The organism is Pseudomonas sp. TWR1-1-4, assembly GCF_049897165.1.
In the GTDB taxonomy this organism is placed as follows: domain Bacteria; phylum Pseudomonadota; class Gammaproteobacteria; order Pseudomonadales; family Pseudomonadaceae; genus Aquipseudomonas; species Aquipseudomonas canadensis.
The window spans coordinates 354749-380652 of the sequence record NZ_JAFCVS010000001.1 but is presented as its reverse complement, the minus strand read 5'-3'; the positions used below and the strand labels follow the sequence as shown (position 1 = coordinate 380652).

The 25904-nt window shown below is 62.8% G+C and carries 32 protein-coding genes; 27 read left to right on the top strand and 5 right to left on the bottom strand.

Features of this window, described 5'->3' with window-relative positions; all coding sequences use genetic code 11:
- Positions 1-8 precede the first annotated feature (8 nt).
- Complete coding sequence (locus ACP7C6_RS01870) at positions 9-1625, bottom strand: NADP-dependent glyceraldehyde-3-phosphate dehydrogenase (RefSeq protein ID WP_028616843.1); 1617 nt, start codon at positions 1623-1625, stop codon at positions 9-11.
- Between the two features lie 138 nt (positions 1626-1763).
- Here ACP7C6_RS01870 and ACP7C6_RS01865 point away from each other — a divergent pair, with 138 nt between their 5' ends.
- Positions 1764-2627, top strand: a complete 864-nt coding sequence (locus ACP7C6_RS01865; protein ID WP_426108187.1) for a Dyp-type peroxidase — start codon at positions 1764-1766, stop codon at positions 2625-2627.
- Between the two features lie 87 nt (positions 2628-2714).
- On the opposite strand, the gene ACP7C6_RS01860 is transcribed toward ACP7C6_RS01865, so the two are convergent.
- The gene (locus ACP7C6_RS01860) at positions 2715-3176 is read right to left on the bottom strand and encodes a winged helix-turn-helix domain-containing protein (protein ID WP_028616841.1); all 462 of its coding nucleotides are present in this window, start codon (positions 3174-3176) and stop codon (positions 2715-2717) included.
- A 601-nt stretch (positions 3177-3777) separates the two neighbouring features.
- Here ACP7C6_RS01860 and ACP7C6_RS01855 point away from each other — a divergent pair.
- The 7 genes from ACP7C6_RS01855 to ACP7C6_RS01825 all read left to right on the top strand — a co-directional run bounded on the left by ACP7C6_RS01855 (position 3778) and on the right by ACP7C6_RS01825 (position 9431).
- Positions 3778-3939 carry a hypothetical protein gene (locus ACP7C6_RS01855; protein WP_016969018.1) on the top strand — a complete coding sequence of 54 codons (162 nt, stop codon included), beginning with the start codon at positions 3778-3780 and terminating at the stop codon, positions 3937-3939.
- 85 nt (positions 3940-4024) lie between these two features.
- Positions 4025-4912, top strand: a complete 888-nt coding sequence (locus ACP7C6_RS01850) for a SctD/MshK family protein (protein WP_068931658.1) — start codon at positions 4025-4027, stop codon at positions 4910-4912.
- Between the two features lie 26 nt (positions 4913-4938).
- On the top strand, positions 4939-5295 hold the full coding sequence (locus ACP7C6_RS01845; protein WP_028616839.1) for a hypothetical protein: 357 nt from the start codon (positions 4939-4941) through the stop codon (positions 5293-5295).
- Positions 5295-5630, top strand: coding sequence for a tetratricopeptide repeat protein (locus tag ACP7C6_RS01840; RefSeq protein ID WP_426108186.1), 336 nt, complete (start codon positions 5295-5297; stop codon positions 5628-5630). Before ACP7C6_RS01845 ends, ACP7C6_RS01840 begins: the two co-directional genes overlap by 1 nt.
- Positions 5627-7759, top strand: coding sequence for a type III secretion system export apparatus subunit SctV (gene sctV / locus ACP7C6_RS01835; protein ID WP_353632409.1), 2133 nt, complete (start codon positions 5627-5629; stop codon positions 7757-7759). The genes ACP7C6_RS01840 and sctV overlap by 4 nt, the downstream gene beginning before the upstream one ends.
- Positions 7756-9036 (top strand): type II and III secretion system protein family protein, encoded by a 1281-nt coding sequence (locus tag ACP7C6_RS01830; protein ID WP_426108185.1) that lies wholly within the window; start codon positions 7756-7758, stop codon positions 9034-9036. The genes sctV and ACP7C6_RS01830 overlap by 4 nt, the downstream gene beginning before the upstream one ends.
- A gap of 14 nt (positions 9037-9050) precedes the next feature.
- The gene (locus ACP7C6_RS01825; RefSeq protein WP_028616835.1) at positions 9051-9431 is read left to right on the top strand and encodes a hypothetical protein; all 381 of its coding nucleotides are present in this window, start codon (positions 9051-9053) and stop codon (positions 9429-9431) included.
- 71 nt (positions 9432-9502) lie between these two features.
- Here ACP7C6_RS01825 and ACP7C6_RS01820 read toward each other — a convergent pair whose 3' ends face one another.
- Positions 9503-10267 carry a tetratricopeptide repeat protein gene (locus tag ACP7C6_RS01820; RefSeq protein WP_426108184.1) on the bottom strand — a complete coding sequence of 255 codons (765 nt, stop codon included), beginning with the start codon at positions 10265-10267 and terminating at the stop codon, positions 9503-9505.
- 48 nt (positions 10268-10315) lie between these two features.
- Between ACP7C6_RS01820 and ACP7C6_RS01815 the strand changes: the two genes are divergently transcribed.
- The 14 genes from ACP7C6_RS01815 (at position 10316) to ACP7C6_RS01750 (ending at position 19691) form a co-directional block, all read left to right on the top strand.
- Complete coding sequence (locus ACP7C6_RS01815; RefSeq protein WP_426108317.1) at positions 10316-10879, top strand: type III secretion protein; 564 nt, start codon at positions 10316-10318, stop codon at positions 10877-10879.
- Positions 10880-10891: 12 nt separating this feature from the next.
- On the top strand, positions 10892-11125 hold the full coding sequence (locus ACP7C6_RS01810) for a hypothetical protein (RefSeq protein WP_028616832.1): 234 nt from the start codon (positions 10892-10894) through the stop codon (positions 11123-11125).
- 9 nt (positions 11126-11134) lie between these two features.
- The gene (locus ACP7C6_RS01805) at positions 11135-11569 is read left to right on the top strand and encodes a hypothetical protein (RefSeq protein ID WP_016969163.1); all 435 of its coding nucleotides are present in this window, start codon (positions 11135-11137) and stop codon (positions 11567-11569) included.
- Between the two features lie 4 nt (positions 11570-11573).
- A complete protein-coding gene (gene sctJ / locus ACP7C6_RS01800; protein ID WP_028616831.1) occupies positions 11574-12356 on the top strand; it encodes a type III secretion system inner membrane ring lipoprotein SctJ in 783 nt (260 codons plus the stop codon).
- Positions 12353-12967, top strand: coding sequence for a type III secretion protein (locus ACP7C6_RS01795; protein ID WP_068931654.1), 615 nt, complete (start codon positions 12353-12355; stop codon positions 12965-12967). The genes sctJ and ACP7C6_RS01795 overlap by 4 nt, the downstream gene beginning before the upstream one ends.
- Positions 12964-13548 carry a FliH/SctL family protein gene (locus ACP7C6_RS01790; protein WP_028616829.1) on the top strand — a complete coding sequence of 195 codons (585 nt, stop codon included), beginning with the start codon at positions 12964-12966 and terminating at the stop codon, positions 13546-13548. Before ACP7C6_RS01795 ends, ACP7C6_RS01790 begins: the two co-directional genes overlap by 4 nt.
- Complete coding sequence (locus tag ACP7C6_RS01785) at positions 13545-14867, top strand: FliI/YscN family ATPase (protein ID WP_122555270.1); 1323 nt, start codon at positions 13545-13547, stop codon at positions 14865-14867. The genes ACP7C6_RS01790 and ACP7C6_RS01785 overlap by 4 nt, the downstream gene beginning before the upstream one ends.
- Before the next feature lie 16 nt (positions 14868-14883).
- Positions 14884-15330 (top strand): hypothetical protein, encoded by a 447-nt coding sequence (locus tag ACP7C6_RS01780; protein ID WP_016978393.1) that lies wholly within the window; start codon positions 14884-14886, stop codon positions 15328-15330.
- Complete coding sequence (sctQ, locus tag ACP7C6_RS01775; RefSeq protein WP_426108183.1) at positions 15327-16328, top strand: type III secretion system cytoplasmic ring protein SctQ; 1002 nt, start codon at positions 15327-15329, stop codon at positions 16326-16328. Before ACP7C6_RS01780 ends, sctQ begins: the two co-directional genes overlap by 4 nt.
- Complete coding sequence (sctR, locus tag ACP7C6_RS01770) at positions 16325-16978, top strand: type III secretion system export apparatus subunit SctR (RefSeq protein WP_016978391.1); 654 nt, start codon at positions 16325-16327, stop codon at positions 16976-16978. The genes sctQ and sctR overlap by 4 nt, the downstream gene beginning before the upstream one ends.
- 10 nt (positions 16979-16988) lie before the next feature.
- Entirely contained in the window at positions 16989-17258 is a 270-nt protein-coding gene (locus tag ACP7C6_RS01765; protein WP_016978390.1) for an EscS/YscS/HrcS family type III secretion system export apparatus protein, read from the top strand.
- 6 nt (positions 17259-17264) lie between these two features.
- Complete coding sequence (sctT, locus tag ACP7C6_RS01760; RefSeq protein ID WP_016978389.1) at positions 17265-18077, top strand: type III secretion system export apparatus subunit SctT; 813 nt, start codon at positions 17265-17267, stop codon at positions 18075-18077.
- 3 nt (positions 18078-18080) lie between these two features.
- Entirely contained in the window at positions 18081-19127 is a 1047-nt protein-coding gene (locus tag ACP7C6_RS01755) for an EscU/YscU/HrcU family type III secretion system export apparatus switch protein (protein WP_323986554.1), read from the top strand.
- Between the two features lie 150 nt (positions 19128-19277).
- Positions 19278-19691 carry an ester cyclase gene (locus tag ACP7C6_RS01750; RefSeq protein ID WP_032864182.1) on the top strand — a complete coding sequence of 138 codons (414 nt, stop codon included), beginning with the start codon at positions 19278-19280 and terminating at the stop codon, positions 19689-19691.
- A 49-nt stretch (positions 19692-19740) separates the two neighbouring features.
- Here the strand turns inward: ACP7C6_RS01750 and ACP7C6_RS01745 are convergent, their stop codons facing one another.
- The gene (locus tag ACP7C6_RS01745) at positions 19741-19875 is read right to left on the bottom strand and encodes a hypothetical protein (protein WP_268964204.1); all 135 of its coding nucleotides are present in this window, start codon (positions 19873-19875) and stop codon (positions 19741-19743) included.
- A gap of 173 nt (positions 19876-20048) precedes the next feature.
- Between ACP7C6_RS01745 and ACP7C6_RS01740 the strand changes: the two genes are divergently transcribed.
- Positions 20049-20507: an REP-associated tyrosine transposase gene (locus ACP7C6_RS01740; protein ID WP_311892885.1), complete on the top strand. Its 459-nt coding sequence runs from the start codon at positions 20049-20051 to the stop codon at positions 20505-20507.
- A 217-nt stretch (positions 20508-20724) separates the two neighbouring features.
- Here ACP7C6_RS01740 and ACP7C6_RS01735 read toward each other — a convergent pair whose 3' ends face one another.
- The gene (locus ACP7C6_RS01735) at positions 20725-23541 is read right to left on the bottom strand and encodes an ATP-binding protein (protein WP_068935055.1); all 2817 of its coding nucleotides are present in this window, start codon (positions 23539-23541) and stop codon (positions 20725-20727) included.
- Between the two features lie 573 nt (positions 23542-24114).
- Between ACP7C6_RS01735 and ACP7C6_RS01730 the strand changes: the two genes are divergently transcribed.
- From ACP7C6_RS01730 to ACP7C6_RS01715, 4 genes are read left to right on the top strand one after another with little or no spacing between them, the layout of a single operon-like run.
- Positions 24115-24387 (top strand): BufA1 family periplasmic bufferin-type metallophore, encoded by a 273-nt coding sequence (locus tag ACP7C6_RS01730; protein WP_010209548.1) that lies wholly within the window; start codon positions 24115-24117, stop codon positions 24385-24387.
- On the top strand, positions 24384-24791 hold the full coding sequence (locus tag ACP7C6_RS01725) for a DoxX family protein (protein ID WP_028616822.1): 408 nt from the start codon (positions 24384-24386) through the stop codon (positions 24789-24791). Before ACP7C6_RS01730 ends, ACP7C6_RS01725 begins: the two co-directional genes overlap by 4 nt.
- An 18-nt stretch (positions 24792-24809) precedes the next feature.
- On the top strand, positions 24810-25571 hold the full coding sequence (locus ACP7C6_RS01720) for an alpha/beta fold hydrolase (protein ID WP_010209550.1): 762 nt from the start codon (positions 24810-24812) through the stop codon (positions 25569-25571).
- A gap of 26 nt (positions 25572-25597) precedes the next feature.
- Positions 25598-25870 (top strand): hypothetical protein, encoded by a 273-nt coding sequence (locus ACP7C6_RS01715; RefSeq protein ID WP_038850270.1) that lies wholly within the window; start codon positions 25598-25600, stop codon positions 25868-25870.
- The last annotated feature ends 34 nt before the right edge of the window (positions 25871-25904 follow it).

Here is a 25904-nt window from a genome sequence, read left to right as displayed (position 1 = left end):
ATCGTCCTCTAGAAAATGTAATCGGTGGTCAGGAAGCTTGAGTCACGGTTGCGCAATATGTCGCTGACCAGCGCCTTGTTGCTTTCCTGGAACTTGGTCGCCACCAGCGTGCGGATCGAAAATACGCGCAATGCGTCATGCACCGACAGCGTGCCCTCGGCCGAGTTCTTGCGCCCGTTGAACGGGAACGTGTCCGGGCCGCGCTGGCACTGGGCGTTGATATTGATCCGGCCGACCTGATTGGCGAAGGTGTCCACCAGGCGCCCGACTTGCACGGCGTTGGTGCCGAAAATGCTCAACTGTTGGCCGAAATCGGAATCGAGCACGTAGTCGATCACGGTCTCTAGGTCGCGGTAAGGCACGATCGGCACCACCGGGCCGAACTGCTCCTCGTGGTACACACGCATCTGCGGGTTCACCGGGTACAGCACCGCCGGGTAGAAGAACGATCCACGGCTTTCAGCGCCATGCTCATTCACTACCTTGGCACCGTGCTGCGCGGCATCCGCCACCAGGCCGTTGAGGTAATCCACCTTGCCCGCTTCGGGCAATGGCGTCAGCGCCACGCCGTCTTCCCACGGCATGCCGGGTTTGAGCGTGGCCAGCTTCTGGTTGAATTTCTCGATGAAGCGGTCGACCACGTCTTCGTGCACGAAGAGGATTTTCAACGCGGTGCAGCGCTGGCCATTGAACGACAAGGAACCGGTGACCGCTTCGCTGACGGCATTATCCAGGTCGACTTCGGGCAGCACGATGCCAGGATTTTTCGCGTCCAGGCCCAGCGCGGCACGTAGGCGATGCGGCTTGGGATGCAGTTTCTTCAAGTCACTGGCGGCTTTATTGGTGCCGATAAACGCAAAGATATCGATCTTGCCGCTGGCCATCAGCGCGCTGACGGTTTCGCGGCCGCTGCCGTAGATCACATTGATCACCCCGGCCGGGAAGCTGTCGCGGAACGCTTCCAGCAAAGGGCGGATCAGCAGTACGCCTAGCTTGGCCGGCTTGAACACCACGGTGTTACCCATGATCAACGCCGGGATCAGCGTGGTGAAGGTTTCGTTCAGCGGGTAGTTATAGGGGCCCATGCACAACGCTACGCCCAGTGGCACGCGACGGATCTGGCCGAGCGTGTCCTGTTCCAGCTCGAAGCGGCTGGAGCGGCGATCGAGTTCCTTGAGGGCATTGATGGTGTCGGTGATGTAGTCGCAGGTGCGGTCGAACTCTTTCTGCGAGTCCTTGAGGTTCTTGCCGATCTCCCACATCAGCAACTTGACCACCGCGTCGCGCTGTTCACGCATGCGCCGCAGAAAGGCTTCGACGTGCTGGATACGTTCGGCCACGCGCATCGTCGGCCATTCACCCTGACCACGGTCATAGGCACGCACGGCGGCGTCCAGAGCGGTGAGGGCGGTGTCGGCGTCCAGCAGCGGTGTGCTGCCGATATGCACACGTTCGTCGCCAAACTGCACCGGGCTTTGCACCTTGGCCAACGGGCCGTTCCACACCTGCAACTGGCCGTCGACCAGGTAATCACGCTGTTCAATGGGCGCCCCTAGCTGGAATTGCTCGGGAATCTCGGTGGCGGAGGTGGGAAACAGCTGGGTGAGCAGGTTACTGGTGGTCATGTCGCTACCCCTGGAATAGTTGCAAAACATGACTAGAGAGTCACCCAACAACAGGCTCTATGGCAAGGCTTGCGCGCTTTCTTGTACGCAGCGCTGTGGCTGAAGGTTAAACTGCGCGGCTTTTCAGAAGGAGTTCACATGAGTCAGTACCAGCCGGGCATTCTTGCCGCACCGGTGCCATTGCAGGCACGCCATCTGTTTTTTGCCGTGGATTCGCTGGCCGCCGTGCCCGCTGCGTTGGATGCGCTGGTGCAGTTGACCGATTCGGCGGCGGTGGTCGGTTTTGGCGAGCCGCTGGTAACTGCATTGGGCGCCCGGATTGAAGGCCTGCGCACATTCCCCACGTTCAGCGGGCCGGGCGCGCACAACCCGACAACCCAACAGGCGTTGTGGGTGTGGCTGCACGGCGTGGATCGCGGTGAATTGCTGTTGCGCAGCCGCGCCTTCGAAAAGGCCCTGGCCCCGGCGTTTCGCCTGGTGCAGATGACCGAAGGCTTCCGCTACAAGACCGGCTTCGACCTCACTGACTACGAAGACGGCACCGAAAACCCCCACGATGACGCGGCGGTTGAAGCGGCCCTGACCGACAGCGGCGCCAGCTTTGCCGCGATCCAGCAATGGCAGCACGACCTCGATGGCTTCGCGGCCTTGCCTGCGCAAGAACGCGACCACATCATCGGCCGCCGCCACGGCGACAACGAAGAACTCGACGACGCCCCCGAGTCCGCTCACACCAAGCGTACCGCCCAGGAAAGCTTCACCCCGGAAGCCTTCGTGGTGCGCCGGTCCATGCCTTGGGCCGAGAACGGCCAGGCCGGGTTGATGTTCCTTGCGTTCGGCCACTCCTTCGATGCATTCGAAGCGCAACTGCGCCGCATGAGTGGGCTGGAAGATGGGATTGTCGATGGCCTGTACCGCATCAGCACACCGTTGACCGGTGGTTACTACTGGTGCCCGCCGATCAAGGATGGGTACCTGGACCTGAGTTCGATCACGCCGTAAATCGAAACTGTAGAAGCCGGCTTGTTGTGGCGAGGGAGCCGACTTCTACAGGGTGGTGGGTTTTTTAGATCACGCGGCAGGCGGCCATCAACTGTTTTGCATACCCATCTGCGCAAACAGCGGCATCATCCCGGCACCACTGCAGTGGCGACACCCATACACACCTAGCACCACTGGTTCTTTCACAGCCGGTTTCGGTGCCCGCTCGACCCAGGTCGGTGCGACAAAGCGATAACCCAGCCCCGGCACCGTGGCGATGTACAACGCATCGTCTTCACCCAGGGTACGGCGCAGGGTTTTGATCTGCGTGCGCAGGTTGCATTCCTCCACCACCAGTTTCGGCCAGGCGATGTCGAGCAGTTCGGTTTTTTTCATTAATTCGCCGGGTCGCGAGGCGAGGGCAATCAGCAGTGTCAGGGCGCGGCTGCCGAGGTTCACCGGTCGTCCGTGCTTGAGCAGTTGGTGGCGCTTGGGGAGCAGTCGATAAGGGCCGAAGTGAATCTCAGCGCAACCGTCGTTTTCGAGGAGCGTTGTGGGTAAATAATTCATGTCGGTCATAGATCACCTGGAAGTTTTATATATGGCCGGCCTGTGAACTAGTCCTTTGGTTATTAGTGCAGTTGCACTAACAGGCGCGGAGGGAAGTTAGTCACCCAGCAATAAGGCTGCTGGGGAGGGGCTATCAAACGCGATGATTAAGTCGCTGTTGTTACAAATTGAAATATCTGGGAAGTTGGGCAAAAGGCTATTAGCGAGAAATGTGAAGTGGTCGCGAAAATAAATGCCAAGCCTTGCTGCGCAGGGCATCTACATCGCAGTTTATTGTTCCAGTCCGATCTCCTTCCAGTTGCCAAGTCCACGTAAATCGGGGGCTGCAGCGTGTCTTGGATTTTTTCTTAAAGTTCCGTGGCTCAAAATGGATGAGTTTTTCTCAATGCCAGGTTGAGCCAAACCTTTCACACCGTCTCTGCTGAACGTTTCACAAGCTTTCACAGCGAAGGCGTTTTGATCGTGAGTAGTATGGAACCCATGCAAACCGACGGCAGTTCGAAGGCTCACTGTCTGACGTTTTGGGCATTCACCGGTTTGCATACTTTCAGCTTGCTGTTGCGCAACTGAATAACTTCCCTATCGATGCAAGGAGATGAACATGGCTGATGTCCCACCAGTAAAAGCAGGCGGCGCCGACGACGCTATCGCGAAGATGGAAGCGACCTTCAACATGGCTATCGAGAAGTCGGCCAAGATCACCGAGATCAGCACCGCGAAAAAAGCGGAACTCGACGCCACCAAACAGCGTCCGCAGAACTGATTCGCCAAACGGGCGGCGCCGGCGCTGCCCGTTTACCCTCTGATGCTTGACCCCGTTGCACATGCTCAAGGGGGCAAACCCAACCATGACAGCCTTGATTTCCTTGGGTCCGGTCGCCGCTACTGGCGCACCGACCTTGACCGTGACCGGTGGTTTGCACCAGGGCAGTTCCCTGGTGCTCGACCAGCCGGTCTACACCCTCGGCGCCGACCTGGCGGCCGATCTGGTCCTCAGCGATCCCGGCATTGCCGGTCTGCACCTGCGCCTGCGGTTTGAAGGCGACCAGGTAGCGGTCGAAGCGCTGGGCGGTGACGTGCTGCTCGCCGGCAATGTGCGCATTCCCCACGGCAGCGGCCATCGCGCGCGACTGCCGCTGCAACTGCGGATCGGCACGGCGGCTGTGAGCCTGGCAGGGCCTGGCGGTGCTGCAAAACCATCGGACGCCCCACGCAAAATTACCCCCTGGATTGCCGCGACCGTCCTGCTGTTTATCTGTGCAGGCGCGCTGGCGTTTCGTAGCGAAGCACCACTGTTGCCCGCAACGGTCGAGGCCGACGAGGTAGCGCCGCTGAAAATGCCGTCCCGCGAGCAAGCCAGGGCCTGGCTGGAACAGCAGCTACGAGCCGCCCACTTGGACACCGTGAAGGTCAGTGACAGCAACGACCAGCTCAGTGCCACCGGCACCTTTGAACAGTCGCAAAAGCCGCAGTGGCTGGCATTGCAGCAGGCTTTCGATCAGCGCTACGGCCAGCAGATCGTGCTCAGCCCGCGTGTGACAGCCCGCGCCGATGCCGCCGCGCCGCGTGTGCGCTTCCAGGCCGTGTGGTTCGGCACCCACCCCTACGTGATCAACGACAGCGGCAAGCGCCTGTACCCCGGCGCAGCCCTGGCGGACAACTGGGTGCTGGAACGCATCGAAAACAACCAAGTGATCCTCGCCCGTGGCGAGGAGCGCTTCACCTTCACGCTGTGACCATGCTTTTAAGCTAAGGCTCTGGGATGAAAGTTGAACCCCGCCCGTTGATTCCCAGTGATGTGCGCAGTGCGCCGGTCGAAGCGGTTCGCCCGGTCAACTCGCGCCAGGCCACCGCCTTCGAAGCGGTGCTCAAGACCCGCAAGACCCAGACCCGCCGCTCCCTGCGCAGTGACCTCGAAGCGCTCACTGCCGCCGCCGGCGTCGACTCGTTGCTGTTCGGCGGCGCTCGCTCCCTGGAGCTGCTGGAGCATGTGATGGAACACATCCTGCCCGGCCTGGACGCCGAGCCACACATCAAGGAACTGGCCGTCGAGCTGATCGGCGAAGAGATCGAGATGCGCCGCAACCTCGAACAGCAACGCTCGGAGGTCCATACCTGATGGCCCGCGATAACGAAGACGCCGTGCAACTGCTCAAAGGCATTGGTGAACTGTACCGGCGCAATGGCCAGTCCCAGCGCGCCCTGGTGATGCTGCTGATTGCCGTCAGCGTCGCGCCCCACGACGGTGTGTTGCTGCGCTCGCTGGTGCTGGCCTTCACCGACAGCGGTGACGCCGCCCGTGCCCTGTGTGCCCTGGACCGCCTGGTGGCGCTGGAAGGCGAATCTGCCAGTCTGTTGCTGCTGCGCGCCCGCGCCTTGTGGTACGGCGAGCGCAAGGACGAAGCGCGTCAATGCTTCAAACGCTACCTGGCTGCACGCAGGGGCGGCGCATGAGTGCACTCAACCGCCTGAACAACCTGGCGCGCCTCGCTGCGCAGCGCACCGACGTGATCATCGTCGCGTTCATGCTGATGGCGATCGTGATGATGATCATCCCGCTGCCCACCTACCTGGTGGATGCGCTGATCGGCCTCAATATCGCCCTGAGCATCCTGATCCTGATCGTGGCGTTCTACATCGGCCACTCGGTGGAGTTCTCCGCGCTGCCACCGCTGATCCTGCTCAGCACATTGTTTCGGTTGTCACTGTCGATCACCACCACGCGTTTGATCCTGCTGCACGGTGACGCCGGCCATATCGTCAAGGCCTTCGGTGACTTCGTGATCGCCGGGCAAGTGGTGGTGGGCATGGTGGTGTTCCTGATCATCACCGTGGCGCAGTTCGTAGTGATCACCAAGGGCGCCGAGCGCGTGGCGGAAGTGGCCGCGCGCTTCACCCTGGACGCGATGCCCGGCAAGCAGATGAGCATCGACAACGATCTGCGCAACGGCGACATCGATCAAGCCGAAGCCCGCCGCCGCCGTTCGCGCCTGGAGCGTGAAAGCCAGATGTTCGGCGCGATGGATGGCGCCATGAAGTTCGTCAAAGGCGATGCCATCGCCGGCCTGGTGATCCTCGCCGTCAACCTGCTCGGCGGCATGCTGATCGGCATGATCGAACGTGACATGCCCTTTGGCGTGGCGGTGCACACCTACTCGTTGCTGACCGTGGGTGACGGCCTGATCGCGCAGATTCCGGCGCTGCTGATTTCCGTGGCAGCGGGCACCGTGGTCACCCGCGTCAACAGTGATGGTGAAGCGGGTGACCTGGGCAGCGAGATCATCAAGCAACTGGGCGCCAGTTACCGGGCGCTGGGCTTGACCGCGTTGATCATGATTGGCGTGAGCTTGCTGCCGGGGTTTCCGACCTGGGTCTTTCTCGGTCTGTCCCTGGTGTTTGGCGGTGCTGCGTTCATGATGTATCGCCGTCATCACCGGCAGCCTGAAGATCAAGTGCTCGTCGAGGCGCCGGAACCGGTGGCCGAAGTGCAGGCCGAGCTGGATGACAACCTGCTGCCCGATACCCGTGTGCTGCTGACCATTGGCAGCGGCGTGTCCCAGAGCGCGCCGCGCCAACTGTTACGCCAGCGCGTCGAAGCGCTGTGCCACGATTTGCGTACCGAGCTTGGCGTGGACGTGCCGGTGCCGGGTATCTACATGGAGGCCAAGGCCACGCCGGGCAGTTTCCGCGTGTCGTTGGAAGGCGTGCCGGTGAACGAAGGCGAGTTGCCGATCAACTGCCTGTTGGTGCAGGACGACCCGGTGCATGTGCAGTTGCTGGACATCGCCAGCGTGCAAGCCGACTCGCCACTCAATGGCCGCAACGCCCACTGGATCGAACGCCAGCACGAAGACACGCTGCGCAACGCCGGCATCGGTTTCCTGATGCCCGACGAGGTGCTGCGCGGCGTGCTGGAACGCAGCCTGCGTCGCTATGCCGCCGACTTCCTCGGCATTCAGGAAACCCGCCTGCTGCTGGAGCGCACCGAGGCTACCTACGGTGAACTGGTCAAGGAAGCCTTGCGCCTGGTGCCGTTGCAGCGCGTGGCCGAAACCCTGCGCCTGTTGGTCGGCGAGGGCGTGTCGATTCGCAACCAGCGTGCCTTGCTCGAAGCCATGGTGGAGTGGGGCGCCCGCGAAACCGACGCCGGGCGCCTGGCCGAACACTTGCGTGCCGCGCTGGCGCGGCAGATCAGCCATCAATACGCCGACCGCAACCGGGTGATCGGCGCGCTGGTGTTGGCGCCGGGCCTTGAAGATCAACTGCGTGCCTCATTGCGTCGCCAGGAGCCGCAGCGCGAACTGATCCCCGAAGAAGTCAGCCGTGCCTTGCTCGCCCAACTGCGCGTGGCCTGTGACAACACTCGCGAAGTCAACAGTGCGGTGTTGCTGGTGCACCCGGAACTGCGCCGCAGCCTGCGCCGCCTGGTGCTGCGCGGTGAGCTGGAGCTGGCGGTGCTGTCGTTCCGCGAGTTGGCCACCGAGTACAACCTGCAAGCGCTGGTGACCATCAGCCTCACCGAAATCTCCAACCGCCGCGCGCCTGCCGCGGCTTCCGTCACTTCCCTGGCGTCTGCCTCATGATGCGTTTTTGTGTGCTGTTGCTAAGTGTTTTGTCGTGCGTGAGCCAGGCTCAGGAAATCGCGGCGGGTGCCGGGGGCTCGATTGCCCTGGCCTCCGGTGAAGGGCGCATCCTGCATTTTGTCGCGCCGGTGGATTCGGTGCTGGTGGCCGAGCCGAATGTGGCCGACCTGCAAGTGGTGTCGCCGGGCACGATCTATATCTTCGGCAAGGCACCGGGCAACACCAGCCTGATCGCCCTGGGCAGCGACGGCAAACAACTGGCGAGCCTGACCCTGGCCGTGAGCAGTGGCAGCCAGGCGGTGACCACCCCGATGCAGGCACTGCACCCCGGCAACGGCGCACAGATCAGCGGCGCCGGTAACCGCCTGGTCGCTAAAGGCACCCTGGGTTCGGTGGCGGAAGCGACCGACCTGAATGCCTTGCTCAACCCTCAGGGGCAAGGCTTTCAGAGTGCGATCAACACCACCGAATACGCAGGCTCCGCCCAAGTGAACCTGCGCGTGCGTTTTGCCGAGGTGTCCCGCTCCGAGCTGCTGCACTACGGCGTGAACTGGAATGCCATGTTCAACAACGGCACGTTTTCCTTTGGACTGATCACCGGCGGACCATTGGCCGCCGCCACGGCGGGTGGCTTGGCAGCAGCGGGTGCCGGCTCAGGCAATGTGAATATCGACGGCATGCTCGATGCGTTGCAGGCCAACGGCGTGCTGCAGATTCTGGCTGAACCGAACATCACCGCCATGACCGGCCAGACCGCCAGCTTCCTTGCGGGTGGCGAAGTGGCGATCCCGGTGCCGGTCAACCGTGACCTGGTGGGGATCGAATACAAGTCGTTCGGTGTGTCGCTGTTGTTCAACCCGACCCTGCTGCCCAACGGCCGCATCGCCTTGCAAGTGCGTCCGGAAGTCAGCAGCGTGGTCAGCGGCGGCACTGTGGATTTCGGCAATTTCCATGTGCCGTCCTTCAGCGTGCGCCGCGCCGATACACGGGTGGAAGTCGGCAGCGGGCAGACCTTCGCCATCGCCGGGCTGTTCCAGCGTGAAAGCAGCCAGGACATCGAGAAACTGCCACTGCTGGGCGACCTGCCGATCCTCGGCAACCTGTTCCGCTCCAAGCGCTTCCAGCGCAATGAAACCGAACTGGTGATTCTCATCACGCCGTACCTGGTGGAACCGGTACGCGGTCGCACCCTCGCCACGCCCCTCGACGCGCAACCGGCTACCGCAGCGACCACCGGACCGCGTAGCGGCGGGGCGTTCGGTTTCTACATGAATTGATCAGGGGGACTGCCATGACTGCTTTACGCGTATTGATGCTGTTGCCCCTGGCGCTGATGGGGTGCCAGACCCACCTGGCGCCGACGTACTACTCGTCCGAGTACCGTGCCGATGGCTTGCCGACCCAATGCCAGCAACCGCCGGCAACGGACACCATTGGACTGGGCGAGGATTTCAAACCGACGCTGGCGTTGGGCTGCGCGAATAACCTGAACCTGATGCAAATGGTCGAGCGCAAGCAAGACCTGATCCAAGGCCGCACGACCGGCCCAGTGATGGCCGCGCCCGTGGGGCGCGCCGCCCAGGTCTACATCGAAGGTTTCGACCGCGAGCAGCTACAGCGACGCAAAGACCAACAAGAAGCCAAGGCCGAAGCGGCAGGGGGTAAGCAATGACCCGTGTTGAACAGGCATTCTGTGGTGAGCGGGCAAGCCCGCTCACCACAACAAACCCACCCATCACAGGCTCAACGCGGGTCAACCAGCCCCAATTCTCGAGCCTGTACCACCGGATCACTGATGGCTTTGATGCGCTTGGCTTCCGTCACCAGCCGTGCACGTTCGGCAGCCGGAATGTCATCCAGCGACAGTGTGGCCACCCGCTGCTCATACCCCGCCAACACCATCACCAACAACTCATTACGTTGATGCCGGGGCAAGGCGCGTGGCGACTGCGCAACCGGTGCAATGGCATCCAACGCCTGTTGCGCCTGCCCACCCAGCGCGTAAGCCAGGGCCAGGTTGCAGCGGTTGTCGAGGTCGTCGGGCTTGAGGCTCAGGCTCTTGGCGAACGCGGTTTGCGCCGCCGCGGCCTGGCCATTGAGGATTTGCGCCACACCCAGACGGGTGTAGGCCACCGGCAAATGGCTGGTCTCGGCAGCCTGGCCCAGGGCAGTCACCGCCCGTTGCGTCTTGCCCAACTGCAACTGCGCGGTGCCCAGGCCGAGCAGTGCGTCGGCATTGCGCGCATCGAACCCCAAGGCTTGCTGGAAGGCACGCTCGGCGCCCAGCGCATCCTTGGCGTCGAGCCTGGCCTTGCCGAGCTTGAGCCACAACTCGATGCCGGCACCGGGTTGCTGCGCCGCACGCTCGTACAGCACGGCCGCACTGGCGTAGTCGCCGCGCTTGCTCAGGTCATCGGCCAGTTGCAACGACTTGTCGGAATCGGTCGCGGGTTTGCTGGCGCAGGCGGCCAGCAACAGGGTACTGGCGAGCAGGAAATTCTTGGACATCGTCACAACTCGTCTGGCGAAGGCGGACGCCATGTAAGCATATTTTTGCTGGCTGTCCTATGCCTGTTCGGCAGCCGTTTTGCCACCGCCGCCGAAGAACCTGCGTGGTTCTCCCAGCCCTATGCCTACGTGCTGGTGGACCAGGATGTGCGCAGCGCCTTGGAAGAATTCGGCCACAACCTCGATGTGCCCCTGGTGCTCTCCGACAAGGTGCGTGGCAAAGCCCGTAGCACGATTCGCGGCGCCACCGCCGGTGAGTTCCTGCAGACGCTGTGCAGCACCAACGGCCTCACTTGGTACTTCGACGGCAACCTGCTGTACCTCAACGCCAGCGATGAAATCGCTACCCGGCTGTTCAAGGCCAGCGCCCTGGACCTCGACCAGCTGCAGGCCTACCTCAGCAACCTCGATGTGTTCGGTCAGCAACTGTCGATGCGCAACGGCCCCGAGGGCGATGAAGTGTTCGTGTCCGGACCACCGCCGTACCTGGCGTTGGTGCAGCAGCATGTGGATCACTTGCAACCCAATGCCGTGGCCGCCCCGGTGGCGCGCGAGCACGGGGTGCGGGTGTTCCGTGGCGCGCAAGTCAGTACCGAAACCCCAACCCAGTAAAGGAGCAGCACCATGTCCGTAACGGCCGTAGACAGCAATCTCGCCCCTGGTGGCGCCAGCCCTGAAGCCAAGTTCAATGCCGCGGTGGATAACGCCAAGGCCGCCGACAAACCCAACGAAGCCGATGACCCCGAGTTCACCGATGCGTTGATCACTCAGGCAGTCACCATCGGTGGTCAGTTCATCATCATGCCGAAGATGCAGGAACTGCTGAACGACGCCATGTCCGATGACGACGAAGAGTAGGAAGCCCCTATGACTATCAGTCTCGCCGCCGGCGCCTCGGCGCTGCCGCCGTCTGCCGGCGCGGGGCCCGCCGGGGCCTCGCAGAACCTGTTCGAGCACATGGCCAACACCGCCAAGGGCATGCCCGAAGGCGCCAGCCCGCACCAGATCGGCTCGGGCCTGATGGAGCGCATGAACAGTTTCATCGACCGCACGCGGGCGTTTTCCGAGCGTGCCGACGTGCTCACCAACAATCCGTCGGCGCCGCCACCGGCCTCGGCAGAAATCCGCACCGCCAGCGCGTCGCCTCAAGGTGAACCGGGGAAAAAGGTCGGCGAACAACAGGTCGACCAGATCGTCCACTCCCTGGGCAAGATGTTCGACTACTCCATCGAAACCCAGATGGTGGTGCGCGGTGCGACACAGATTTCCGGTTCCGCCAACACATTGCTCAAGGGCCAATAACGCCATGCCAAGCCCCAACCGCGTCTTGCGCCTGCTGCTGATCGGCCTGCTCGCCAGCCTGTTGCAAGCGTGCAACACCGACCTCTATACCAACCTCAGCGAGCGCGACGCCAACGCCATGGTCGCGGTGCTGCTGCGCGGTGGCATCCCGGCGGAACGCAAGGCCCAGGACAACGGCCAGCTCAAGGTGGTGGTCGATGAGTCACGCTTTGCCGAAGCCATGACCCTGCTCGACAACGCCGGCCTGCCACAACAGAGCTTTTCCAACATGGGCGAGGTGTTCAAGGGCAATGGCCTGGTGTCGTCGCCGGTGCAGGAGCGGGCGCAGATGATCTATGCGCTGAGCGAAGAACTGTCGCACTCGGTTTCGCAGATCGACGGCATCGTCGCCGCTCGCGTGCACGTGGTGTTGCCGGACAACGACTTGCTCAAACGCGTGATTTCACCGTCTTCGGCGTCGGTGCTGGTGCGTTACGACCCAGGCACCGACATCAATACGCTGATTCCAAAGATCAAGACCCTGGTGGCCAACGGTATTTCCGGGCTGAGCTACGACGGCGTTTCGGTGACCGCGATCAAGGCCGCCGTGGCCATCAGCAACAACCCGGCACAGCCGCGCCTGGCCCGCTTCATGGGCCTGTGGCTGCTGGAAGACAACCTGCCACAGGCGCGGCTGATGTTGGGTGCCTTGTTATTGATCGCCTTCGGCGCTGTCGGGGTGCTGGCCCGTCAGCAATGGGTGCGTCGCCAGTCCCAGGCGCTGTATGTGCTCAAGGAGGGTGAATGAGTCTGTTCGAGCGCTGGCAGGGGCTGATCGCCGAGCCGTTGCAGTTCATACGCGGGCCGAGCCTGGGCGCGTGTTTTGCCGATGAGTTGCCGGACGCCGTGCTGCGGGCGATGCACGGGCAGCCGCGTTTTCGCCAGCGCCTCGAACAGCTGCTGGTCCGCCATTATCAATTGGCGCCCATGGACCAACTGGTCACGCCGTTGGCGGCGGACCTGTCGGTATTGCTGCTGTCGCCCGCGCAGTTCGCCCGCTTGCCGAGGCTCTGCGGGGCGATCTGGCATGCTGCGACCCTGAGCCGGGAGATCCGCCGCGAGGTAGTCAATGAGCTGCGCGAGGGCCTGGGTGCTGAAGTCTTTGTCTCAGCCCTGGCCTTGCGCCAACTCGGCGGCGCAGCGGATTTACTGCGCGATCCGAGCGAATTGATTGAGGCCATCGACCGCGACGGCCAAGGCTGTGTCGCCGCCTGGTTGCACGCCCAGCATGCCGACTGGCAGGGCTGGTTGCGTTTGCGCTTTGCCTTCCCCCAGGGCCATAGCGCCCGAGTGCCGCGTGACCTGGAAATCGTCCAGGCCGCCGCCGCGTGCCTGCTGGCCGAGGAGATGATGCCATGAGCGAATTGCCGAGCCGTCCCACTGCACGCATCCTGCGCGCCGACGATGCCGCGTTATGGAGCGACGGGTTTGCCTTCCTGCAAGCGGCCAAGGAGCAGGCCGAACAGGTCAAGGCCGACAGCGAACAATGGCTGAGCAGCGCCCGCGCCGAAGGCTTCGAAAGTGCCCGCCAAGCCGGGGCTGAACAGGTTGCGCAATTGCTGCTCCACACCCAGTCCCAGGTGCAGCACTACTTGAGCAGCCTGGAAGCCTCCCTGGCCGACCTGGCGCTGGGCATCGTGCGTGAAGTGCTGGGCGAACTGGACAACGCCGACCGCTTGGTGCGCAGTACCCGCCAGGCCTTGAGCGCGTTCCGCCAGGACCAGGCGTTGACCTTGTGGGTGGCGCCAGTGGAGGTCGACGCGTTGCGCCAACGCCTCAAGCTGGAAGGGCTGGCCATTGCAGTGGATGCAGACGATCAGTTGCAGTCTGGCCAGGCGCGGCTGAACAGCCCGGCCGGTTCAGTTGAACTGGGCCTCGAGGCCCAGTTGCAAAACCTGCGGCGCAGCCTGTTGCCTTTCGCCGAAGAGGGCGTGGCATGAACCTGGAACAGCTGCTGCCTCGCCTCTGCGGGCGCCTGGCCCAGGCACGCTTGCGCCCTATGCACGGCACGGTGTTGAGCATTCGCGGTGTGTTGCTGCGGGCCAGCGTGGCCGGGGCGAGCATCGGTGAGCTGTGCCAACTGCGTGATCCGGGCAGCGCCCGCAGTCTGAGCGCCGAGGTGATCGGCTTTGACGGTGACGAGGCGATCCTGTCCCCCATCGGCTCCATGGAAGGGCTGTCCACCCGCACTCAAATCACCGCCACCGGCGAAACCCTGGGCGTGGCCGTGGGGGATGCTCAGCTAGGGAGGGTGATCAGCCCCATGGGCGATTTTCTCGACGGTGACGGCCTCCCGCCGACCGTGGCCCTGCAGCATTACCCGCTGCACGCTGAACCCCCGGCACCGTTTTCCCGGCAGTTGATCGTGCGCTCCATGGCGCTGGGCATTCGCTCCATCGACGGCCTGCTGACCCTGGCCCAGGGCCAACGCATGGGTATCTTTGGTGAGCCTGGCGTGGGCAAGTCGTCGTTGCTGGCCAGCATCATTCGCAACAGCGAAGCCGATGTGATCGTGATCGGCCTGATCGGCGAGCGGGGCAGGGAAGTGCGCGAACTGCTCGACGTGCAGCTCGACGCCCAGGCCCGGGCGCGCACCGTGGCGGTGGTTGCCACCTCGGACCGCCCGGCGGCCGAGCGGGTGCGCGCGGCGTTTGTTGCCACCACCCTGGCCGAATACCACCGCGACCAGGGCCGCAACGTGTTGCTGTTGATGGACAGCCTGACCCGCTTCGCCCGTGCCCAGCGCGAGATTGGCCTGGCGGTGGGCGAGCCGCCGACGCGGCGTGGTTATCCGCCGTCGTTTTTCTCGGCCTTGCCGCGCCTGCTGGAACGCGCCGGCCCAGGCCCAACCGGCAGCATCACCGCGTTGTACACCGTGCTCACCGAGGGGGATGCCGCCAGCGATCCGGTGGCCGAGGAAGCCCGTTCGATCCTCGACGGGCACATCGTCCTCAGCGCCGAATTGGCCCAGCGCAACTACTTCCCGGCGGTGGATGTGTTGCGCAGCCGCAGCCGTTTGATGGAGCAGGTCGCCGATGAAGAACACAAGCGCCTGGCGATGCGCATCCGCGAATTGATGGCGCGGTATGGCGAGATCGAAATGCTGATCCGCGTTGGCGAATACTCCCCCGGCAGCGACCCCCTGGCCGACGAAGCGATCAACCGCCACGCCGCCATCGAAGCCTTCCTGCGCCAGAACGCAGGCGAGCCGAGCAACCTGGAACAGACCCTGGCCCATATGCGCCGGGTGTTGGCATGAATAAGGAGCAAACCCAATGAAAACCGAGCAACTGCGCACGCTGCAAACCCTGCGGGTCTTGCGTGAACAACGCGCCGCCAGCCAACTGGCCGCTCAACAACAACGCTGCGAACAAACCCACGGCGTGCTCACCGACGCCAAGGAGCAATTGCGCCTGCACCGTGAGGCCATCGCCGAGGAAGCGCGGCAGGTGTATGCCTCGCTCACCGAAGGCCTGTCGGTGGCCAGTTGGCAGGCGGCCCAGGATCGGTTGCGCGGCCTGTCGGACGACCAGCAGCAACTGGAAAACGACGTGACCCACGTGTCCACCACGCTTGAAAGCCAGGAGCGTGAGCGCGATCTGTTCCGCCAGGAACGGCTGAGCCGCCAGCGTCAGTCCGACGCCTGGCAAAGCCTGCTCGAAGGCCGTGAGAGCGATGAGCGCCGTGTTGGCGAGCTGCGTGACGAAGGCGTCGGCACATGATCGCAGCTCTTGCCGACCCGTTGTCGCCCTGGCTGACCCATTTCGACCCAGCGTTGCTGGCCCTGCATAACGCGTTGCACCGCCGTTACCGTCCTTGGCAAGGCCGTTGCGCCGGGCAGGACCTGCGTGTGAGCTGGGCCACCGAACCTCAAGCCCTCACTGCACCGCGTGACGTGCTGTTGTCACTCGGCCGTGCACCCGTGCGCCTGCGCTTGTCCGCCGCAGCGATGGAACAGTTGTTGCTGCCGCTGGCATTGTCATTCGATGTGCAGGCCTTGCCTGCACTGCCGCGTTCGCTGTTGCTGGAACTGGCGCTGCTCGACCTCATCGAGACCCTGGAACCGTTGCTCGGCCACCCGGTGCAGTTGCTCGACGCGGGCGAAGGCCAAGACCCGTTTGCCGTGCACCTAGCGCTGGAGCTGACTTTCGCCAACCAGCCGGCAATGAGCGCCCAACTGGACCTGAGCGAAAGCGCCGCCGTGCGGGTGGCGCAGTTGCTGGCGCAGTACGCCCAGCCCGAACCCGAGCCGTTGCTGGCCCTGCACCAGACCCTCGCGGTGGTGGCGGGGCGGCAGTGGCTGAGCCTCGGCGAACTGCGCAGCCTGCGTCCCGGCGATGTGCTGATGCTGGAACAAGGCCCTGGCCTGCTGCTCGACCTCGGCGGTCATCTGCAGGCGCGCTGCCAATACCAGGGTGAAGTCCTGCGCCTGCAGGAAGCCTTGAGAGCCCCCTTTGTGGAACCGGAGAACCCCATGACTGATGTTGATGCCGCCGCGACACTGGATGACCTGCCGTTGAAACTGGTGTGCCAGGTCGGCACGCTGGAGCTGACCCTGGCGCAATTGCGCGAACTCGGCGCGGGCAGCCTGTTGCAGCTCAATACGCCGGGCGTCGACAGCGTCGACCTGATGGTCAACGGCCGCCGCGTCGGCCAGGGCCAACTGGTGAAAATTGGTGACGGCTTGGGCGTGCGTCTGCTGAGTTTCGCCACCCCATGACCGGTTATCAGCCGAACCTGATCGAGATCATCCTGGTCGTTGCGACGATCGGGCTGATCCCGTTGGCGGTGGTGACACTCACCGGTTTCATGAAGATCTCGGTGGTGCTGTTCCTGATCCGCAACGCCCTGGGCGTGCAACAGACCCCGCCGAACCTGGTGTTGTACGGCATTGCGCTGATTCTGTCGGTGTACGTGACCACGCCGTTGATTGGCGACATGTACCGGCAAGTGGAGGGGCGCGACCTCAACATCGAGCATGTGGAGCAACTCAAGGACCTGGGAGACGCCTTGCGTCCGCCGTTGCAGGCGCACCTGAAGCGCTTTGCGAATGAATCCGAGCGGGGCTTTTTCGTGCAGGCCACCGAGACTATCTGGTCGCCGCAAGCCCGTGCCGACCTGCGCGATGATGACCTGGTGGTGTTGATTCCGGCGTTCGTCAGTTCGGAACTGACCCGCGCCTTCGAGATCGGCTTTCTGTTGTACATCCCGTTCCTGGTGGTGGACTTGCTGGTGTCCAACGTGCTGATGGCCATGGGCATGTCGATGGTCTCACCGAACCTGATCTCCATTCCGCTGAAGATCTTTTTATTCGTGTCCCTGAGCGGCTGGTCGCGCTTGATGCACGGTTTGATTCTGAGTTACGGCTGAGGCACGACCCATGGGCCAGGACGTATTCCTGTCATTGATGAAACAGGCACTGATGACCGTGCTGATGCTCTCCGCGCCGGCGTTGGGGGTGGCGATTATCGTGGGCTTGAGCGTGGGCCTGTTTCAGGCGCTGACGCAGATCCAGGACCAGACCCTGCCGCAGGTGGTGAAGTTGGTGGCGGTGCTGCTGACCATCGTGTTTCTGGGCCCGATTCTCGCCGGGCAAGTGGCGGAACTCGGTGGCCAGGTGCTGGACAATTTCCCGATGTGGACGCGCTGACCGCCCATGGATGCCAGCCTGACCGCGCAGTTCCTGGAGGTCGCCTACCCGGTGATCAGTTCCGCCTCGCTCGCCGCCTGCCGCGCCATGGGCGTGGTGGTGATCACCCCGGCGTTCAACCGCCTCGGCCTCACCGGCATGATTCGCGGCTGTGTGGCCGTGGCCATTTCCATCCCGATGTTTTTCCCGGTGTTCGAAGCGCTGACCTCGATGCCCGAACACGGCAGCGTGTTTATCGCCGGGTTGCTGATCAAGGAATTCCTGATCGGCATTTTGATCGGCCTGCTGTTCGGCATTCCGTTCTGGGCCGCTGAAGTGGCGGGGGAATTGATCGACCTGCAGCGCGGCTCGACCATGGCGCAACTGGTGGACCCGTTGTCGTCCGGGGAGTCCAGCGTCATGGCGACGCTGCTCACGGTGATGCTGATCACGCTGTTTTTCATGTCCGGCGGGTTCATCCTGATGGTCGACGGGTATTACCACAGCTATCAACTCTGGCCGGTCACCTCGTTTACCCCGGTCTTCGCCAGCTCGGCTTTGCTGGCGGTGTTGTCGATTCTCGACCAGATCATGCGCGTCGGCGTGCTGATGGTCTCGCCGTTGTTGATCGCGCTGCTGGTGACGGACCTGATGCTCGCCTACCTGTCACGCATGGCGCCGAACCTGCACATCTTCGACTTGTCGTTGCCGGTGAAGAACCTGTTCTTCACGATCCTGATGGTGATCTACATCGGCTTCCTGATCCCCATGATGCTTGATCAACTGGCGGAGTTTCGCGGCACCGTCGAACTGCTCAAGACCCTGGCCGGCATGGAGTAGCCCATGGCCGATACCAGCGAAGAGAAATCCCAGCCGGCCACGGACAAGAAGCTCCAGGACGCGCGCAAGAAAGGCCAGGTCGCCAAGAGCCAGGACTTGGTGTCGGGCATGGTCATCCTGTTCTGCACGCTGTGCATCTCGATCCTCGCACCCCGCGCCAAGGCCCAGGTCACGGCGCTGATCGACCTCACCGCGCAGATCTACATCGAGCCGTTTGCCACGGTATGGCCACGGGTGCTCGACCATGCCGAGCAACTGGTGATCGGCATCACGTTGCCGGTGATGGCGGTGACCACCGGCGTGGTGATCCTGACCAACATCATCACGATGCGCGGTTTTGTGTTCTCCACCGACCCGATCAAGCCCGAGTTCAAGCGCATCAACCCGGCGGAGGGCATGAAGAAGATCTTCGCCCTGCGCAACCTGGTGGAGTTCATCAAGGGCCTGATCAAGGTGCAGGTGCTGGCGATCGCGTTCTACGTGGTCGGCAAGCATGCGTTGCAGGCTTTGATGGAGTCGTCGCGTTGCGGCGCCGAGTGCATGGAGTCGACGTTTTTCCTGGTACTCAAGCCGCTGGTATTCACCGTGCTCTGCGCGTTCATCCTGGTGGGCGGTGTGGACGTGATGATGCAGCGCTGGTTGTTCGGTCGCGACATGAAGATGACCCGCAGCGAAACCAAGCGCGAACGCAAGGACATCGACGGCGACCCGCTGATCAAGAGCGAACGCCGGCGCCAGCGCAATGAAATGCAGGCCTTGGCCACCAAGCTCGGCTTGAGCCGCGCGTCGATGATGATCGGCACCACCGATGGCTGGGTGATTGGCGTGCGTTACGTGCGCGGGGAAACGCCGGTGCCGGTGATCGTGTGCCGGGCCTCGCCGGAAGAGGCGTTGTTGATGTTGCAGGAGGCCTATGACCTGGGCATTCCCCACGCGCCGGACAAGGCACTGGCCGCGGAGATTGCCCGCAAAACCGTGCCCGGCGACCCGGTGCCGGATGCGTCGTTCCAGGCGGTGGCGGATTGGTTGGTGGCCGCGCGGTTGATTTAGGCAGTGGCCGGGCTACGCTTGTTGAACGCTTGTGTTACAGAGGAAGTATCTGCTCGGCAGGAGCTGAGGTTGTATCTGTCAGCGTAATGAACGGTGGGGTCGACGGGAGATTACCGTTGCTCCGCCTCCTGCGCTCAAGGGAGTTTCACCATGACAGATACAAATCGTGAATTGATTCAGAAATGGGCTGACCTCTGGTCTGGCACCTCCAAAGCCGATTTTCTCGGGATTTTTTCAGAGGCTACTGTCTATGAAGACAAGGCCGCGGGGCTAACCATGCGAGGACGGCCCGAGCTGGGTGACTTCTTCGACCTGATCAGAAAGGCCTTGCCTGATTTCAAGGTCATCAGCGACTTGATCAGCCTTGGCGAGCATGGCGGGACGATCCAGTGGCATATGACGGGAACCCATGAGGGTGAGCTGTTCGGCCATGGCGCCTCCCATAAAACGATCAATGTCGATGGTTGCTGCGTGATCAGGATCAAGGACGGTGAGATCGTGAAGAGCACCGACTACTACGACATGAAAACGCTGTACCGGCAGTTGGGCTTTGACAAAAACTGACGGTTTCCCAAAGCCGGGCCCCATGCAGCAGGGCCCGGTGTGTCGGGCTTCAGGGTTTGTCTACGTCGTGGTATTCACCGCCATTGGGCTTGAGCAAAGCATCCTGCTCGAACATCTGCGGGTTGGTGTCTTCGCTGAAGACGATTTTCTTTTCGGCCCCAATCCAGTCGCCGCATGTTTCCATCTAGAACCGGGTTGCCTGGTTTTAGGGCCGCTTCGCAGCCCAGCGCGGGGCAAGCCCGCTCACCACAGCAAGCCCGCTCACCACGGATATATTCAGTCAATAAATAAGCTGGGCTCACGTTAAATCTGCCGCTAGCGTTGATGCTCTCAAGGACTTCTCCAGGAGCAACGGATTTGCGCCCAGCACCTCAATCCCACCGCCTGCGTCACGGACGTTATTCGGAACACGGCCGCAGCTACCTCATCACCATCGTCGTCCATAACCGACAACGACTATTTACCGACTTGTTCCTGGGGCGTTTGCTGGTTGCCGAGTTCCGGAACGCCCACGAGCTTGGTCATATCGACTCTCTAGCCTGGGTCATCATGCCCGACCATATCCACTGGCTATTCGAACTGAAGCAAAAGACCCTGGCCGATGTAGTGCGACGTATCAAGTCATGTAGCACGCTGACCATCAACCGTCGTCGCCGAAGCAAGGAGCGTGTCTGGCAGCCCGGCTATCACGATAGGGCGGTGCGTGAAGAGGATGATATTCGCAAGATGGCCCGTTACATGATCGCGAACCCGTTGCGGGCAGGGTTGGTTGATCGGGTAGGTGATTACTCGCTGTGGGATGCGGTTTGGCTTTAATTGAGCTCCAACTGAGGATGGCTTTGGTTGTGGTTGTGGTTGTGGTGAGCGGGCTTGCCCCGCGCTGGGGCGCGAAGCGGCCCCAATCCAGTCACCGCATATTTCCAGTTGTAACCGGGCCGTCTGGTTTTAGGGCCGCTTCGCAGCCCAGCGCGGGGCAAGCCCGCTCACCACAACAGCCCCGCTCACTACAGAAAATCGTTCTAGATTGACGTCTCTATCGGTGCTGGAAGCGGGGCAGGGAGGCGATGCGCAACTTAGGCTCCTGCAACCGCGCCAAATCCGTCGCAATCTGCGCCCGCCAAAAATGCGCGCCCGACAATTGCGCATCCACCCACGCCTGGCGCAGCAGAACTTTGGCCTTGTCTACCGAGCCGTAGTGCGCCTGGCGCAAGGTCAGTTGTGCCTTGATCCGCAACATCTGTGGCGCGAACCAGCGTTCGTGGCGACCGAGGGCCAGTTGCAGGGTGTCTTCCAGTACTTCCAGGGCAAGTTTTTCCAGGCCCAGGCGGGCCAGGCCCAGGGCGTATTCACAGCGCAGCAGGCTGTAGAGTTGGCTGTCACCCTGGCCTTGCAGGTGGTGCAAGGCTTCGCCCAATTGCGGCACGCCGGCTTCGGGCGAACCTTCGCGGATCAGCAGGATGCTCTCGAAGCACAGGCGAAATTGCCGCCAGATATGCAGGTCCTGGCCAGTGGTGCTGTCTTGCAGCAACCCCAGGTAATAGCGCACTTTCGGCAGGTTGGACGCCAGCAAGGCCAGGGGGATCGCGCCCAGGCACAAGGTGTACCAAAGGGTCGCGGGGTGATCGAGGGAGATGGCTTCATCCACGCAACTGCCGATCAGGCGCAGCGCCGGGTCGACATCGCCTTCGAGCAACTGCACCTTGGCCTTGAGGCAACGGGCGGCAATGCGTTGGTCGAAGTGCACGTCGATGATGTGCGAACGCGGCGCCGACGGTGAGCCGAGGGCTTCGTCGATATTCTGCCGTGCACCCATCAGATCACCCATGTGGAACAGCGCCACGGCGCGCATGCGCTTGCCGAGCAGTTGGTGGCTGCCGCTGCTGTTCAGGGCGATGTAGCGCTCGGCCAGTTCCAGCGCTTCGGTGTACTGGTTGCAGCCGCAGCGGTCGGTCCACAGGCCCCACAGGGCACGCAACTTGTGTTCGGCATCACCGAGGTCGCGGGCGTCTTCGCGCACCTGGCGCCAGGCTTCGCGCATTTCGCTGCCGGTGCCGTAGGTGAGCATCAGCACACTGGCCAGAGCGGTCTGCAACAGCATGCGCTGGCGCAACGGCAGTGGGACGAGGCCGTCGCTGGCCAGGCCTTTGTCGACCCAGGTGCGGCACTCGCTGACCAGGGACATACGCAACCACAGCGGTACGCCGCCCAGGGTCAGTTCGATGCCCAGGGGCAAGTCGCCGCTGGGCGAATAGGCCCAGTCGAGCGCCGCGCGGATGGTGTTGATTTCCGGGCCGTACAGCGCCAGCCAGGTTTCCGGCGACAGGCCATCCAGGGTCTGCCCGGCTTCTTGCAGCATGCCGAGGGCGTAACGTGCATGGCGTTGGCAGGTTGAGGTGGTTTCGCCCTGTTCGCTGAGTTTTTCCAAGGCGTAGGCGCGGGTAGTTTCCAGCAGGCGATAGCGTTTGAGCGCCTTGGATTCACCGGCGATCAGCAGTGACTTGTCCATCAGGCTTTCGAGCAGGGGCAGGGCGTTGCGCGGGTCGAGGCTGCTGCTGGCGGTCATCGCCTTGACCGCTTCCAGGGTGAAGGAGCCAGTGAACACCGCGAGCTGGCGCAGCATCGCCTGTTCATCGCCACTGAGCATGGCGTAGGTCCAATCCAGGGTGGCGCTCAGGGAGCGGTGGCGGGCGAGGGCAGTGCGTCGGCCGGTCATTTGCAGGCGGAAACTGCCGTCGAGCAGGCCCACCAGGTCCTGGATGCCAAAGGTGCGCACGCGGGCGGCGGCGATCTCGATGGCCAAAGCGTTGCTGTCGAGCTTGCGGCAGATCGCACAGGCCGCAGCGACATCGGCATCACCGAATACAAAGTCGGGGTCGAGGGCGCGTACGCGCTCCACAAACAGGCGCACGCCGGACCAGGCGAGGGCTTCGTGGGCGCTGAGGCTGGCGTGTGCGTCGGGCACTTGCAGCGGCGCCAGGTCGTGCACCCGTTCACCTTCGGCACGCAGCGGTTCGCGGCTGGTGGTCAGTACATGGCATTGGGGCGCGCTGCGCAGCAGGGTTTCCACGGCGTCGGCGGTTGCTGGCAGCACGTGTTCGCAGTTGTCCAGTACCAGCAGCAAACGCCGGTTGGCCAGGCTGGCGGCCACGCCCTGCAGCGGGTCTTCGCTGACCGTCTGGATACCCAGGGCGCTGGCGAGCATGCCGGCCACCCATTGCCCGCTGGTGGCGGGGGCCAGGTCGACAAAACAGCTGCCCAGGTTGAGTTCACTGGCCAGGCGTTGCGCCACGGCCATGGCCACGGTGGTCTTGCCGATGCCGCCGGGACCGGTGAGGGTGACGAAGCGCTGGCTCATGACTTGGTCGGCCAGGCTGGTGATCAAGGCATCACGGCCGATCACTTCAGCGGTCGGCGTCGGCAGGTTGGGCTCATCCACCCGCACATAGGGGACTGGCAGGTGCTCCTCACCGGCGGCCTGCACGGTGATCGGCGCGACAAAACGATAGCCCCGGCCCGGCACGGTGACGATGTAGCTGAAGTTGCCATCGTCACCCAGGGCCCGGCGCAGCGCGACGATCTGCGCGCGCAGGTTGCATTCTTCCACCACCACCTTGGGCCAGGCGAACGAGATCAGTTCGGATTTCTCCAGCAATTCGCCGGCACGGGTCACCAGCGCAATCAACAGGTAGAGCGCACGGCTGCCGAGGGTCACCGGCTCGCCGTTGCGCAACAATACGTGCTGTCTTGCCAGGAGTAGAAAGGGACCGAAGCCAATGGTGCTGTCCGGGGTAGCCGGCGCGGGGTGGTCTGCGTCCAGGAAGGACACTGCGTGGTTCTTGCTCGAGCTCATCAAATCGTCCTTTTTATAGTCGGGCTTGTTTTCGGCGATCAGGCCGTTCGCCCTTTTTGGGGTGCAGATGTGCAGCAGCAGTCTTGAAAAGTTGATGTCGATCAAAAGGTCGGAAAGGCCACCCTTCTTTGGGGGGGCGTTTTTATAGGTGGATCGCCGGCCATGCTTCAGGGGATGAGACTGTCTCAGAGCTGAAACATTTTATTACCAGAAACATGGATAAAGCAGAATGTATGCCAGTTGGCATGTAACAAACATGACAACAACCGTATGAAATTTATGGTGATTTTTGCGGTCGTCGGCGCCCTGATAGGGCCTTCGTTCGGAAAGGCGAATATTTCTAATTGTGTCGTTCGGGATGCCGAATAAAACGCCAGGGTTTTGGCACTGTTTTATTGACTGTGTAACGAACTGTATCCCCGCACCCTCCTGATACACCCGCATGACGTTCTATCGCGTTCGCGACACAGACCGGATACACGCCTGGCTTTAACTCTGTTCACCAGCTGGCGCAGGCGGTCACCGACCCCAAGGCGCCCTGGCCACACTCAGTCAAGCCAGGAGACTCACCCCATGAAGCGTCCTTACGCAGCCCTCGCGGCAACCCTCGCCCTGTCCCTCAGCGCCTTCGCGGCCGTGGCCCATGCCGATGAACCCAAGCCCCAGGAAAAATGCTTCGGCGTGGCCCTGGCCGGTGCCAACGATTGCGCCGCAGGCGCTGGCACTTCGTGCGCCGCCACCTCCACCACCGATTACCAGGGCAACGCCTGGGTGCTGGTGGACAAAGGCACCTGCACCCAGATCAAGACCCCTAAAGGCTTCGGCAGCCTGACGGAGCAACCGTGATCCAGCGCCTGCTCCCCGAAGCCCTGCTGTTGCTGGTGGCGCGGGTGGCGATCGCGGCGGTGTTCTTCTTGTCGGGGCGCACCAAGGTCACGGGTTTACTTGAACTCAAGCCGTCGACCTACACGCTGTTCCGTTCGGAATACGCCTTGCCGCTGATTCCGCCTGATTGGGCCGCGCACCTGGCGACTTACGCCGAGCACCTGTTCCCGCTGTTGCTGGTGCTTGGCTTGCTGACCCGCCCGGCCGCCGCCGCGCTGCTGGGCATGACGTTGGTGATCGAGGTGTTTGTGTACCCCGCAGCGTGGCCGGTGCACCTGACCTGGGCGGGCCTGTTGTTGCCGCTGCTGGCGTACGGCGGTGGGGCCTGGTCGCTGGACCGCCTGATCTCAGGCAAACGTTCTTAACTTTGATGGAGATTTCCAATGCGTATGCTTTCTTCACTGGCCATTGCCATGGCCCTGACCGTTCCGATGTTGGCCCAGGCGGCGGATGCCCCACAACCCGGCACCGGTAAAAGCGTGGTGATCGTGCCCGGTTCGTTTGTCGACGGTTCCGGCTGGCGGGTGGTGCACGACATCCTGATTCACAAGGGCTACAAGGTCACCGTGGTGCACCAGGGCCACGAGAGCCTGGCCGCCGATGTGGCCGAGGCCCGCGAAGTACTGGAGCAGCAAGTCGGGCCGGTGGTGCTGGTGGGCCACAGCTCCGGCGGCGGGGTGATCTCGATTGCCGGTGACCGTGACAAGGTCAAGTCGCTGGTCTACGTCTCGGCGCTGCAGCCGGAAGTGGGCGAGAACATGGCCCAGTTGATCGGCTCGATGCCGGCGCCCAGCGATGACATCAAGGCCAGCCGCGACGGTCATCTGTTCTTCGACCGCACCAAATTCAACGCCGACTTTGCAGCCGACCTGACCACCAACCGCACCGACTTCATGGCCGCCTCCCAAGTGCCGGCGACCACTGCCTTGTTCGGCGGCACCGTGTGGGCTGCGGCCTGGCACAAAAAACCGACCTACGCCGTGGTCTCCACCGAAGACCGTGCCCTGAGCCCGGACCTGCAGCGTTGGATGTACAAGCGCGCCGGTTCCAAGGTTACCGAAATCAAGGCCAGCCACTCGGTGTACATCTCCCAGCCTGAGGCTGTGGCGAAGGTCATCGAAGACGCTGCTTCCGTTATCAAGTAATTCACCCCAACCCCGGAGAAACACCCATGAACACTGCACTCAAATCCCGCCTGAGCCTTGCTGCCGCTGCTGCCCTGATCGCCATGGCGTCCGCTTCGTTCGCCACCGCTGCCAGCGCCGCCGACCAACCGGAAAAACCCGGCCGCTGCTACGGCGTCAACACCTGCAAAGGCACCAGCCTGTGCGCCACCGCCAAGAACGACTGCAAGGGCCTCAACAGCTGCAAAGGCGAAGGCGTGATCGTCAAGACCCCGTCCGAGTGCCTCAAGGCTGGCGGCACACTGACTGAACCGAAGTAATCCACCGGGCGGGCCCCTTGCGGGCTCGCCACTT